At 61.5% G+C, this 12,443-nt stretch carries 12 protein-coding genes; 10 read left to right on the top strand and 2 right to left on the bottom strand.

The window, feature by feature from the left end:
- Positions 1-158 precede the first annotated feature (158 nt).
- Positions 159-869, bottom strand: coding sequence for a tellurite resistance TerB family protein (locus PSH78_RS05665; RefSeq protein WP_305499048.1), 711 nt, complete (start codon positions 867-869; stop codon positions 159-161).
- Between the two features lie 196 nt (positions 870-1,065).
- Here PSH78_RS05665 and PSH78_RS05660 point away from each other — a divergent pair, with 196 nt between their 5' ends.
- From PSH78_RS05660 to PSH78_RS05620, 9 genes are all read left to right on the top strand, one after another.
- Complete coding sequence (locus tag PSH78_RS05660; RefSeq protein WP_305499047.1) at positions 1,066-1,977, top strand: LysR family transcriptional regulator; 912 nt, start codon at positions 1,066-1,068, stop codon at positions 1,975-1,977.
- A 210-nt stretch (positions 1,978-2,187) separates the two neighbouring features.
- Entirely contained in the window at positions 2,188-3,645 is a 1,458-nt protein-coding gene (locus PSH78_RS05655) for a gamma-aminobutyraldehyde dehydrogenase (protein ID WP_305499046.1), read from the top strand.
- Between the two features lie 90 nt (positions 3,646-3,735).
- Positions 3,736-4,887, top strand: a complete 1,152-nt coding sequence (gene ydcS / locus PSH78_RS05650; RefSeq protein ID WP_305499045.1) for a putative ABC transporter substrate-binding protein YdcS — start codon at positions 3,736-3,738, stop codon at positions 4,885-4,887.
- A gap of 213 nt (positions 4,888-5,100) precedes the next feature.
- Entirely contained in the window at positions 5,101-6,138 is a 1,038-nt protein-coding gene (locus PSH78_RS05645; protein ID WP_305499044.1) for an ABC transporter ATP-binding protein, read from the top strand.
- Between the two features lies 1 nt (position 6,139).
- The gene (locus PSH78_RS05640) at positions 6,140-7,087 is read left to right on the top strand and encodes an ABC transporter permease (protein WP_305499043.1); all 948 of its coding nucleotides are present in this window, start codon (positions 6,140-6,142) and stop codon (positions 7,085-7,087) included.
- Complete coding sequence (locus tag PSH78_RS05635) at positions 7,077-7,889, top strand: ABC transporter permease (RefSeq protein ID WP_305499042.1); 813 nt, start codon at positions 7,077-7,079, stop codon at positions 7,887-7,889. Before PSH78_RS05640 ends, PSH78_RS05635 begins: the two co-directional genes overlap by 11 nt.
- A 147-nt stretch (positions 7,890-8,036) precedes the next feature.
- A complete protein-coding gene (locus PSH78_RS05630) occupies positions 8,037-9,461 on the top strand; it encodes a gamma-aminobutyraldehyde dehydrogenase (protein ID WP_305499041.1) in 1,425 nt (474 codons plus the stop codon).
- Between the two features lie 145 nt (positions 9,462-9,606).
- Entirely contained in the window at positions 9,607-9,870 is a 264-nt protein-coding gene (locus tag PSH78_RS05625; protein ID WP_305499040.1) for a CopG family ribbon-helix-helix protein, read from the top strand.
- Positions 9,833-10,132, top strand: coding sequence for a type II toxin-antitoxin system RelE/ParE family toxin (locus tag PSH78_RS05620; protein ID WP_305499039.1), 300 nt, complete (start codon positions 9,833-9,835; stop codon positions 10,130-10,132). The genes PSH78_RS05625 and PSH78_RS05620 overlap by 38 nt, the downstream gene beginning before the upstream one ends.
- A 34-nt stretch (positions 10,133-10,166) precedes the next feature.
- Here the strand turns inward: PSH78_RS05620 and PSH78_RS05615 are convergent, their stop codons facing one another.
- Positions 10,167-10,352 carry a hypothetical protein gene (locus PSH78_RS05615; RefSeq protein WP_305499038.1) on the bottom strand — a complete coding sequence of 62 codons (186 nt, stop codon included), beginning with the start codon at positions 10,350-10,352 and terminating at the stop codon, positions 10,167-10,169.
- A gap of 297 nt (positions 10,353-10,649) precedes the next feature.
- Between PSH78_RS05615 and PSH78_RS05610 the strand changes: the two genes are divergently transcribed.
- Positions 10,650-12,275, top strand: coding sequence for a glucan biosynthesis protein D (locus PSH78_RS05610; RefSeq protein ID WP_305499037.1), 1,626 nt, complete (start codon positions 10,650-10,652; stop codon positions 12,273-12,275).
- Positions 12,276-12,443 lie beyond the last annotated feature (168 nt).

Genomic DNA, 12,443 nt, shown 5'->3' with positions numbered 1-12,443 from the left:
TTGAGCGCTGCTCCTGCGGGAGCGAGCTTGCTCGCGATAGCGGTGGGTCAGTGAATACATATCGACTGGCCGGACGCCATCGCGAGCAAGCTCGCTCCCACAGGGAAAGGGGTGGGCAATTATTGTTCAAACACCAAAAAAATATCCTTGGGTAAGGATCAGGCAGCCGCCTGACGCACCTGCTTCTCCAGTTCCGCCTTCAGTCCAGGTTCCAGCTTGAGTTGTCGCGCCAGTTCGTCGAGGTAGGATTTCTCCATGAAGTTCTCCTCATCCACCAGCATCACGCTGGCGATGTACATTTCGGCGGCGATTTCCGGTGTGCTGGCCGCCCGGGCGACGTCGCCGGGATCCAGCGGTTTGTTGAGCTCGGCGTGCAGCCAGTGTTGCAGTTCCTGGTCGTTGTCGAGCTTGGTGAATTCGCCTTCGATCAGTTGACGCTCGCGTTCGTCCACATGGCCGTCGGCCTTGGCCGCCGCGACCAGGGCCTTGAGGATCGCCTGACTGTGCTGCTCGACCTGAGCCGGTGGGACGCGGTCGAGGGTCTGCGGTTCGGTTTTCGGCGCATTGCCCTGCTGGGCCTGCCAGTTGCCGTAAGCCTTGTAGGCAATCACACCCAATGCAGCCAGGCCGCCATACGTCAGGGCCTTGCCACCAAAGTTACGGGCTTTCTTGTTGCCCAGCAGCAACCCCATGGCGCTGGCCGCCAGCGCCCCGCCCCCTGCGCCGGAGAGCATTCCGCCGAGGTTGCCGGAGCCGCCGAGCAAACCACCCAGACCGCCGGACGACTTGCCCTGGGAGCCGCCGGCCTTGTTCTGCAACATTTCCTGACCGGACTTGAGTAACTGATCGAGCAATCCACGGGTGTTCATTTGCTGCCTCCACGCATTCGGGTTAACTGGATCATAAGGCCCCCAGCGTAGATCGAAAGTGCCCCACCGCCCTTGGCCAGATTGCTTCGAGATGTTGCCTACGGGCTCGACGCTGATTTGAAGGCAGCCGCAGTCATTCGATAAAAACGATATACACTCCAGGACATCGATAAATTCGTCTCCTGGGTATCCACCAATGATGACCCTGCGCCAGATCCGTCATTTCATCGCGGTAGCCGAAACCGGTTCGATTTCCGCCGCCGCGCAAACCGCGTTCATTTCCCAGTCCACCCTGACCCTGGCCATCCAGCAACTGGAAGAGGAAATCGGCGTCAGCCTGTTCAACCGTCACGCCAAGGGCATGACGCTCACCCACCAGGGGCATCAGTTCCTGCGTCAGGCGCACCTGATACTCGCCACCGTCGACAACGCCAAGCGCAGCCTGCAACAAAGCACCGATCAGGTGGCCGGCCAGGTCACCATCGGCGTGACCAGCCTGGTCGCCGGGTACTATCTGGCGGACCTTTTAACCCGTTTCCAGCGCGCTTACCCCAACGTGGCCATCCGCGTGATGGAAGACGAACGCCCCTATATCGAACATCTGCTGGTCAGCGGCGAGATCGACGTCGGCGTGCTGATCCTGTCCAACCTGGAAGACCGCCACGCCCTGCAGACCGAAGTGTTGACCCACTCGCCCCATCGTTTGTGGCTGCCGGCCCAGCATCCGTTGCTCGAACACGACAGCATCAACCTGGCGGATGTGGCTCGCGAGCCGTTGATCCAACTGAACGTCGACGAGATGGATCGCAACGCGCAACGCCTGTGGCGCGGTGCCGGCCTGCAACCGCAGATCACCCTGCGTACCGCCTCGACCGAAGCGGTGCGCAGCCTGGTGGCGGCCGGGCTGGGGGTATCAATCCAACCGGACATGACCTACCGCCCATGGTCGCTGGAAGGCGACATCATCGAGGCACGGCCCATCGCCGACCTCAACCAGACGCTGGATGTCGGACTCGCCTGGCGCCGGGGCACGGCACGCCCGGCCTCGGTCGACCCGTTCCTGGCCGTTGCCCGCGAACAGCCCCACGGACGCAAGCCATCTATTTAATCGAATGCTCCCTTGAGTATTTCGAATTTGTCGGCTTAGTGGCTGGGCACTAGTCTTGCTGCATCACCACAATCCAATTGGTGGGAGTCATTGTGGGAGCGAGCTTGCTCGCGATAGCGGTTTTTCAGTCAATTTAATGCTGCCTGTCATACCGCCTTCGCGAGCAGGCTCGCTCCCACAGGTTTTCGGTAAAACTGAGATCTATAAAAAATGGCCGGCACGCAAATCCCATTATGTACAGCGTTGCTGATCGACGGCGAAAGCGTACCCGGCGAGGGCGTTGTCGAGCCGATCCTCAACCCGGCCACCGGTGAAGTGCTCGCCCACATCGCCGAGGCCAGTACCGAACAGGTCGAAGCCGCTATCCTTGCGGCTCATCAAGCCTTTGACGGCTGGTCGCGCACCACGCCGCAACAACGCTCGAACCTGCTGTTGGACATCGCCGGCGCTGTCGAAAAAAACGCCGATTACCTGGCCCGTCTCGAATCCCTGAACTGTGGCAAGCCACTGCACCTGGCGCGTCAGGACGACCTGAGCGCCACGGTGGATGTGTTCCGTTTTTTTGCCGGCGCCGTACGCTGCCAGACCGGCCAGCTCAGCGGCGAATACTTGCCCGGCTACACCAGCATGGTGCGTCGCGACCCGATTGGCGTGGTGGCGTCCATTGCGCCCTGGAACTACCCGATCATGATGGCGGCCTGGAAAATCGCCCCGGCCCTGGCCGCCGGCAATACCCTGGTGTTCAAGCCTTCGGAACACACGCCGCTGTCGATCCTGGCCCTTGCGCCGATCCTGGCCGAAATCCTGCCGCGCGGCGTCATCAACATCATCTGTGGTGGCGGCGAAGGTGTCGGCAGCCATCTGGTCAGCCACCCCAAGGTGCGCATGGTCTCGTTGACGGGCGATATCGTCACTGGCCAGAAAATCCTCCAGGCCGCGGCAAAAACCCTCAAGCGCACGCACCTGGAACTGGGCGGCAAGGCCCCAGTGATCGTCTGTGACGACGCCGACCTGCAGGCAGTGGTCGAGGGCGTACGTACCTATGGTTATTACAACGCCGGCCAGGATTGCACCGCCGCGTGCCGGATCTACGCCCAGGCCGGGATTCACGATCAACTGGTGGCTGAACTCGGCGCGGCGGTCGGCAGCCTGCGTTTTGCCGGCAAGCGCGACGCCGACAACGAAATCGGTCCGCTGATCAGCACCCGCCAGCGCGACCGCGTCGCCAGTTTCGTCGAGCGTGCCCTCGGCCAGCCGCATATCGAGCGCATCACCGGCGCGGCGGTGCATTCCGGCGCCGGTTTCTATTACCAGCCCACGCTGTTGGCAGGCTGCAAGCAAAGCGACGAGATCGTCCAGCGCGAAGTATTCGGCCCAGTGGTCACCGTGACCCGTTTCGATGAACTCAGCCAGGCGGTGGACTGGGCCAACGATTCGGAATACGGCCTGGCCTCCTCGGTCTGGACCCAAAACCTTGACAAGGCGATGCAGGTGGCGGCGCGGCTGCAATACGGCTGCACCTGGATCAACAGTCATTTCATGCTGGTCAGCGAAATGCCCCACGGCGGCCTGAAACGCTCGGGCTATGGGAAAGACCTGTCCAGCGATTCGCTTCAGGACTACAGCGTGGTGCGCCACATCATGGCCCGCCACGGCCAGCATCTGTAGGGAACAGCACTACTCTAATAACAGGCCAGCCATGGCGCTTCACCCCGTTCGAAAACTGCCCCGACCATAATTAAAGCAAGAGGGATTTCCATGTACGCGCACAAGACCGCATTGCTCAGTGCACTCACCACGGCGCTGCTGGCCAGCGCCAGCCTCCAGGCCGCCGAACCGCTCAAGGCCATTGGCGCTGGCGAGGGCCAACTGGATATCGTCGCCTGGCCGGGCTACATCGAACGCGGCGAAAGCGATAAGGCCTACGACTGGGTCAGCGGTTTCGAGAAAGAAACCGGCTGCAAGGTCAACGTCAAGACCGCCGCCACTTCCGACGAAATGGTCAGCCTGATGACCAAGGGTGGCTACGACCTCGTTACCGCGTCGGGCGATGCCTCGCTGCGGCTGATTGCCGGCAAACGCGTGCAGCCGATCAACACCGCGTTGATCGCCAACTGGAAAAACCTCGACCCGCGCCTCAAGGACGCGCCGTGGTACGTGGTCAGCCAACAGACCTACGGGACGCCGTACCAGTGGGGGCCGAACGTACTGATGTACAACACCGAAGTATTCAAGCAGGCACCGACCAGTTGGAGCGTACTGTTCGAGGCGCAGAACCTGCCCGACGGCAAGCCGAACAAGGGCCGGGTGCAAGCCTACGATGGGCCGATCTACATCGCCGACGCGGCGCTCTACCTCAAGACCGCCAAGCCCGAGCTGGGCATCAAGGATCCGTATCAACTCGACGAAGCCCAGTACAAGGCCGTGCTCGAATTACTGCGTGCCCAGCAGCCGTTGATCCACCGCTACTGGCATGACACGACCGTGCAGATGAGCGATTTCAAGAACGAAGGCGTGGTCGCATCCGGCGCCTGGCCCTACCAGGTCAACGGCCTGATCAACGAAAAACAGCCGATCGCCTCGACCATCCCCAAGGAAGGCGCCACCGGCTGGGCTGACACGACGATGCTGCACGCCGAGGCCAAGCATCCCAACTGCGCCTATAAATGGATGGACTGGTCGCTGCAGCCGAAAGTCCAGGGCGACGTAGCCGCCTGGTTCGGCTCGTTGCCAGCCGTGCCGGAGGCGTGCAAGGCAAGCGAACTGCTCGGTGCCGAGGGCTGCAAGACCAACGGGTTCGACCAGTTCGACAAGATCGCCTTCTGGAAAACCCCACAGGCCGAAGGCGGCAAGTTCGTGCCGTACAGCCGCTGGACGCAGGATTACATTGCGATCATGGGTGGGCGCTAAACGCAGCCGAACACTGCTTTTGTGGCGAGGGGATTTATCCCCGCTGGGCTGCGAAGCAGCCCCAAAGCAGGCGACTCAATCTGCCTGATAGTCAGAGGCTTCAGCTTGGGGGCGCTTCGCGCCCCAGCGGGGATAAATCCCCTCGCCACAGTTTGGTGCCCGACCAACCCACCAACAATTCAACAGAAGTCGCGCTTTCTGGAGCACCGCACCATGACGCTTGCAGTCCAGTTCACTCACGTCTCCCGTCAGTTCGGCGAGGTGAAGGCCGTTGATCGGGTCTCCATCGACATCCAGGACGGCGAGTTCTTTTCCATGCTCGGCCCGTCCGGCTCGGGCAAGACCACTTGCCTGCGGCTGATTGCCGGGTTCGAGCAGCCCAGCGCCGGTTCGATTCGCATCCATGGAGAGGAAGCCGTCGGGCTCGCGCCGTATCAGCGGGACGTCAACACGGTGTTCCAGGACTACGCTCTGTTCCCGCACATGAACGTACGCGACAACGTCGCCTACGGCCTGAAAGTCAAAGGCGTCGCCAAGGCCGAGCGCATCAAGCGTGCCGATGAAGCGCTGGAGATGGTTGCCCTGGGCGGCTATGGCGAACGCAAGCCGGTGCAACTGTCCGGTGGCCAGCGCCAGCGTGTCGCCCTGGCCCGCGCGCTGGTCAATCGCCCGCGTGTGTTGCTGCTGGATGAGCCCTTGGGCGCGCTCGACCTGAAGCTGCGCGAACAGATGCAAAGCGAGTTGAAAAAACTGCAACGCCAGTTGGGTATCACCTTCATCTTCGTTACCCACGACCAGACCGAGGCACTGTCGATGTCCGATCGCGTGGCGGTGTTCAACAAGGGCCGGATCGAACAGGTCGATACCCCGCGCAACCTGTACATGAAGCCGGCCACCACCTTCGTCGCCGAATTCGTCGGCACTTCCAACGTGATTCGCGGAGAGTTGGCCAGGCAACTGAGCGGATATCCACAGCCGTTCTCGATCCGCCCGGAACATGTGCGCTTTGCCGAAGGTCCGCTGGCCGGCGATGAAATCGAAGTCAACGGTCTGCTCCACGACATCCAGTACCAGGGCAGCGCCACGCGCTACGAGTTGAAGCTGGAAAACGGCCAGACCTTGAGTCTCAGCCAGGCCAACAGCCAATGGAACGACAGCGGCGCCCAGCACCAGACCGGCCAGCACCTCGCCGTGCGCTGGGCCCGCGAGGCGATGGTCGCCCTGCACGATACCGCCGGCAGCGAGGCCTGAGATGAGCACCCTGGCCATGACTGAAACCGAGACGCACGGTTCGCCGTTGCGACGCTTTTCGAACCTGCTGTACCGACGACCCAACCTGTATTTGTCGCTGCTGCTGGTGCCACCGCTGATCTGGTTCGGCGCGATCTACCTGGGCTCGCTGCTGACCTTGCTGTGGCAAGGCTTCTATACCTTCGACGACTTCACCATGGCGGTCACGCCGGACCTGACCCTGGCCAATTTCTCGGCGCTGTTCCAACCGTCGAATTTCGACATCATTGCGCGCACCTTGACCATGGCGATCGCAGTGTCCATCGCCAGCGCCATAGTCGCCTTCCCGATCGCCTACTACATGGCGCGCTACACCAGCGGCAAGACCAAGGCGTTTTTCTACATCGCGGTGATGCTGCCGATGTGGGCCAGCTACATCGTCAAGGCCTACGCCTGGACACTGCTGCTGGCCAAGGGCGGCGTGGCGCAGTGGTTCATCCAGCACCTGGGACTGGGGCCGGTGTTGCAGTTCGTACTGGGCATTCCCGGCGTCGGTGGCAGCACGCTGTCTACCTCGCACCTGGGGCGCTTCCTGGTATTCGTCTACATCTGGCTGCCGTTCATGATCCTGCCGATCCAGGCCTCCCTGGAACGGCTGCCGCCATCGCTGTTGCAAGCTTCGGCGGACCTCGGCGCCAGGCCACGCCAGACCTTCATGCAGGTGATCCTGCCGCTGTCGATCCCGGGCATCGCCGCCGGCTCGATCTTCACCTTTTCCCTGACCCTGGGGGATTTCATCGTGCCCCAACTGGTGGGCCCGCCGGGCTACTTCGTCGGCAGCATGGTCTACGCCCAGCAAGGCGCCATCGGCAACATGCCGATGGCGGCGGCGTTCACGCTGGTGCCCATCGTGCTGATCGCCATCTATCTATCTGTCGTCAAGCGCCTGGGGGCTTTCGATGCACTCTGACTCCAAGGCTTCGTGGGGCTTGCGGATCGCGGCATGGGGCGGGCTGGTGTTCCTGCATTTCCCGATCCTGATCATTTTCCTCTATGCCTTCAACACCGAAGACGCTGCGTTCAGCTTCCCACCCAAGGGCCTGACCCTGAAGTGGTTCAGCGTCGCCTTCTCGCGCCCGGACGTGCTGGAGGCGATCAAGTTGTCATTGCAGATCGCAGCCGTCGCCACCCTGATTGCCATGGTGCTCGGCACACTCGCGTCGGCGGCACTGTACCGCCGTGATTTTTTCGGCAAGCAGGGTATTTCGCTGATGCTGATCCTGCCGATTGCGCTGCCGGGGATCATCACCGGCATCGCGCTGTTGGCGACCTTCAAGACCCTGGGCATCGAACCCGGTATGTTCACCATCATCGTCGGCCACGCGACCTTCTGCGTGGTGATCGTCTACAACAACGTCATCGCCCGCCTGCGCCGCACCTCCCACAGCCTGATCGAAGCGTCGATGGACCTGGGCGCCGACGGCTGGCAGACCTTTCGCTACATCATCCTGCCTAATCTGGGGTCGGCCCTGCTGGCCGGCGGAATGCTGGCGTTTGCCTTGTCGTTCGATGAAATCATCGTCACCACGTTCACCGCCGGTCATGAGCGCACGCTGCCGCTCTGGCTGCTCAACCAGCTCAGCCGCCCTCGCGATGTGCCAGTGACCAATGTGGTGGCGATGCTGGTGATGTTGGTAACGATGCTGCCGATACTCGGCGCGTATTACCTGACGCGCGGTGGGGAGAGCGTGGCGGGGAGTGGTGGGAAGTAACCCAGGCCCCAATGAAAACTATCCCATGTGGGAGCGAGCCTGCTCGCGATGACAGATCAGCATTCAACAGAGATGTCGACTGTTGCACCGCCATCGCGAGCAGGCTCGCTCCCACAGGAAAACAACAGCGTTCAAGAGGACACGGACATGCAAACCAAACTGTTGATCAACGGCCATCTGGTGAACGGCGACGGCCCTGGCCAGGCCGTTTTTAATCCGGCGCTGGGCCGGGTCCTGGTGGAAATCAATGAAGCCAGCGAGGCCCAGGTCGATGCCGCCGTGCGCGCCGCCGACAGCGCCTTCGATGCCTGGTCGCAAGTGCCGCCCAAGGACCGCTCCTTGCTGTTGCTCAAGCTGGCCGATGCCATCGAGGCCAATGGCGAAGAACTGGCCAGGCTCGAATCGGATAACTGCGGCAAGCCATTGAGCGCCGCGCTGAACGATGAAATCCCGGCGATCGCCGACGTGTTCCGTTTCTTCGCCGGCGCCAGCCGTTGCATGAACGGATCGGCGGGCGGCGAGTACCTGCCGGGGCACACCTCGATGATCCGTCGCGACCCGGTGGGCGTGATCGCTTCCATCGCCCCGTGGAACTACCCGTTGATGATGGTCGCCTGGAAAATCGCCCCGGCCCTGGCCGCCGGTAATACGGTGGTGCTCAAGCCGTCGGAACAGACGCCACTGACCGCGTTGCGCCTGGCGGAACTGGCGTCGGAAATTTTCCCGGCAGGTGTGCTCAACGTCGTCTTCGGTCGCGGGCAAACCGTCGGCCAGCCGCTCGTCACGCACCCGAAAGTCCGCATGGTCTCCCTGACCGGCTCCATCGCCACCGGTTCGAACATCATTTCGAGCACCGCCGAGAGCGTCAAGCGCACGCACATGGAGCTGGGCGGCAAGGCCCCGGTGATCATCTTCGATGACGCCGACATCGACGCTGCGGTGGAAGGCATCCGCACCTTCGGCTTCTACAACGCCGGCCAGGACTGCACGGCCGCCTGCCGCATCTATGCCCAGCAAGGCATCTACGACAAATTTGTCGAAAAACTCGGCGCCGCCGTCGCCAGCATCAAGTACGGCCTGCAGAACGAGCCCGATACCGAGATGGGACCGTTGATCACCGCCCAGCACCGCGACCGCGTGGCCGGCTTCGTCGAGCGCGCCATCGCCCAACCCCATATCCGCCTGGTCACCGGTGGCAAGGCCGTGGACGGCAACGGCTTTTTCTTCGAACCGACGGTGCTGGCCGACGTCCAGCAGGATGACGAAATCGTCCGCCGCGAGGTGTTCGGCCCGGTGGTGTCCGTCACGCCATTCCTCGACGAAGCACAAGTGCTGGCCTGGGCCAACGATTCGGACTACGGCCTGGCCTCATCGGTGTGGACCGCCGACATCGGCCGCGCCCATCGCTTGTCGGCGCGCCTGCAATACGGCTGCACCTGGGTGAATACGCACTTCATGCTCGTCAGCGAAATGCCCCATGGCGGTCAGAAACGTTCTGGCTATGGCAAGGACATGTCGATGTATGGGCTGGAGGATTACACGGTGGTGCGGCATGTGATGTTCAAGCATTGACACAAGACAATGTTGGCAACACATGCCAACGCCTGCCCTGCGTTCGTCCTGCTAAGGTTTTCGTCGATCGGTGCACGCTCGCCGGTTGACGGAAAACCTGGTACCGCCTAGGGTGTCTACAACGTATACATCTTGGAGATTCCCCATGGCCTCGCCCGTTTTGTCCTTCCGCGTGGAGGAAGGTTTGGCCCAACAGCTGGACTTGCTGGCTGCCGCCACCGACCGCGACCGTCAATATCACCTGAAGCGTGCATTGGTTCGATACGTAGAGGCCGAGTCCTGGCACCTGCAAGCGATCAGCGAAGGCATAGCGGATGCCGACGCCGGGAATCTGACCGATCTGGATGCCGTGAAGGCTAAGTGGGCAAAGCGTGCCGAGCATCGTACTGACCAACAAAGCACAGAGTGACCTCGACTCGATCCACGAACGTTACCAAAGCGCACTCGGCGCCGAAGGCGCTGACGATGTCATCGCCACGATTCTGGAATCGCTGCGGCAATTGCAACGTTTTCCCGGCTCGGGGCGTCCTTCGGTGGTCCCCGATATTCGGGAGCTGGTGCTGACGCGCTACCCGTTCGTTGCCCCCTATCGGCTCAAGGGCGGACAATTACAGGTCCTTCGGATACTGCATCAACGCAGCGAACGCCCTCAAGACTGGTCAGTGCAATAAGGGCGGGCGGCTGCTAACCCCGTTGCGACGACTTTCAAAACCGCGAAACACGGCCCAACGCATCCATCAGATAACGCATGGCGATCCGGTCGCTTTCCGACAACTCTCGATAACGCTCGACCAGCCTCGCTTCCTCCAGGCTGAGCGGGCGCTTGCTCCGTGTTCTGGTCAGGCCAGGAGAGATCCCCAGCATTTCGGTAATGCTCTGTATTCTGGTCATGGGTTGTCCTTCGTTACGTCGATTCAGGGCATGGAAAGACAGTCTTAAGGTAATTGATCAAAAAATTCCCGAATTCTCACAAAAACAGAAATAACTGTAAGAATTTTTAACCAAGCCACGCTTTCCCATCTCTCCAAGCGGGCATTTCCCCTATGATTTTGCGTTTCGGTGAACCGATCCAGCTCTCAGGCATCTGTTCTAACGTTCGTCGCGTTTGGCCAAAGGCATGTCCGAACTCCTTTACCAGTCTCTGTTGCCAGGATCGGCTCGGGATTGTCTTCAGATAAGGTTGTATTTATGCACCGCAGGAATCTGCTCAAGGCCTCCATGGCCTTCGCCGCCTACACCGGACTGTCGGCCTCCGGGCTCATGGCCGCACGTGCCTGGGCTGCCGATCAGACCGCCGACGGCGAAGCCCGTCCCTTCGATTTCAACCAATTGAAAGACCAGGCCCTGCGACTGGCCGCAAGCCGCTACGTCGACACCAAGCAAGTCCTGCCGCCGACGCTGGCCCAGATGTCCCCCTTGCAGTTCAATGCCATTCAGTACGATGCCAATCATTCGCTGTGGAATGACCTGGACGGCAAGCTGGACGTGCAGTTCTTCCATGTAGGCATGGGCTTCAAGCAGCCGGTGCGCATGTACAGCGTCGACCCGAAGACCCGCATGGCGCGTGAAGTGCACTTTCGCCCGGAACTGTTCAACTACGAGAAGACCACGGTCAATACCTCGCAGCTCACCGGCGACCTCGGTTTCGCAGGCTTCCGGGTGTTCAAGGCACCGGAGCTGGACCGGCACGACATCGTTTCGTTTCTCGGCGCCAGCTACTTCCGCGCGGTGGACGCCACCGGCCAGTACGGCTTGTCTGCCCGCGGCCTGGCCATCGACACGTATGCGAAAAAACGCGAGGAATTCCCCGACTTCACCAAGTTCTGGTTCGAAACGCCGGACAAGAACAGCACCCGCTTCGTGGTCTATGCCCTGCTCGACTCACCGAGCGCCACCGGTGCCTACCGCTTTGACATCGACTGCCAACCTACCCGGGTGGTGATGGAAGTCGATGCGCACGTCAACGCGCGTACCGCCATCGAGCAGCTGGGCATCGCGCCGATGACCAGCATGTTCAGTTGCGGCACCGTCGAGCGACGCATGTGCGACACCATTCACCCGCAGATCCACGACTCCGATCGCCTGGCCATGTGGCGCGGCAACGGCGAATGGGTCTGCCGTCCGCTGAACAACCCCGCCACCCTGCAGTTCAATGCGTTCGCCGACAACAACCCGAAAGGTTTCGGCCTGGTGCAGACCGACCATGATTTCGAGAGTTACCAGGACACCGTGGACTGGTACAGCAAACGGCCAAGCCTGTGGGTCGAACCAACGACCGCTTGGGGCGAAGGCTCGGTCGACCTGCTGGAAATTCCTACTACCGGCGAGACCCTGGATAACATCGTTGCGTTCTGGACGCCGAAAAAACCGGTCGCTGCCGGCGATTCGTTGAACTATGGCTACAAACTCTACTGGAGCGCCCTGCCACCAGTCAGCACGGACCTGGCCCGCGTCGACGCCACCCGTTCCGGCATGGGCGGCTTCATCGAAGGCTGGGCTCCCGGCGAACACTACCCCACCGTCTGGGCACGGCGCTTCGCGGTGGACTTCACCGGGGGCGGTCTCGATCAATTGCCACCGGGCACCGGCATCGAACCGGTGGTGACCTGCTCCCACGGCGAGGTCAAGGATTTCAACGTGCTGGTGCTGGACGCGATCAAGGGTTATCGCATCACCTTCGACTGGTACCCGACCGACGACCGCGTGGATCCGGTGGAGATGCGTCTGTTCATTCGCTCCAAGGACCGGACGTTGAGCGAGACCTGGTTGTACCAGTACTTCCCGCCTGCGCCGGATAAGCGTAAGTACCCCTGAGCCCTGCTGCGTCAGAAATGACGCCTTCGCGAGCAGGCTCGCTCCCACAAATGAATCACAGGGCATTCTACTGTGGGAGCGAGCCTGCTCGCGATGAGGCCGGTACAAGCACCAATTTTTTCCAATCAGACAAACAAACAGCCCCGGCCAATCGACCGGGGCTGTTTG

This window comes from Pseudomonas sp. FP198 (assembly GCF_030687895.1).
Taxonomy (GTDB): Bacteria; Pseudomonadota; Gammaproteobacteria; order Pseudomonadales; family Pseudomonadaceae; genus Aquipseudomonas.
Note: the sequence above shows the minus strand (reverse complement) of the source record. Positions and strands in the feature narration are given on the sequence as shown.

Excerpts from the sequence above, each read along its gene's own strand:
- PSH78_RS05630 (WP_305499041.1), top strand. The coding sequence starts at position 8,037 with ATGCAAACCAAACTGTTGATCAACGGCCATCTGGTGAACGGCGACGGC.
- PSH78_RS05625 (WP_305499040.1), top strand. The coding sequence starts at position 9,607 with ATGGCCTCGCCCGTTTTGTCCTTCCGCGTGGAGGAAGGTTTGGCCCAA.
- PSH78_RS05655 (WP_305499046.1), top strand. The coding sequence starts at position 2,188 with ATGGCCGGCACGCAAATCCCATTATGTACAGCGTTGCTGATCGACGGC.
- ydcS (WP_305499045.1), top strand. The coding sequence starts at position 3,736 with ATGTACGCGCACAAGACCGCATTGCTCAGTGCACTCACCACGGCGCTG.
- PSH78_RS05640 (WP_305499043.1), top strand. The coding sequence starts at position 6,140 with ATGAGCACCCTGGCCATGACTGAAACCGAGACGCACGGTTCGCCGTTG.
- PSH78_RS05635 (WP_305499042.1), top strand. The coding sequence starts at position 7,077 with ATGCACTCTGACTCCAAGGCTTCGTGGGGCTTGCGGATCGCGGCATGG.
- PSH78_RS05665 (WP_305499048.1), bottom strand. The coding sequence starts at position 869 with ATGAACACCCGTGGATTGCTCGATCAGTTACTCAAGTCCGGTCAGGAA.
- PSH78_RS05610 (WP_305499037.1), top strand. The coding sequence starts at position 10,650 with ATGCACCGCAGGAATCTGCTCAAGGCCTCCATGGCCTTCGCCGCCTAC.
- PSH78_RS05615 (WP_305499038.1), bottom strand. The coding sequence starts at position 10,352 with ATGACCAGAATACAGAGCATTACCGAAATGCTGGGGATCTCTCCTGGC.
- PSH78_RS05660 (WP_305499047.1), top strand. The coding sequence starts at position 1,066 with ATGATGACCCTGCGCCAGATCCGTCATTTCATCGCGGTAGCCGAAACC.
- PSH78_RS05645 (WP_305499044.1), top strand. The coding sequence starts at position 5,101 with ATGACGCTTGCAGTCCAGTTCACTCACGTCTCCCGTCAGTTCGGCGAG.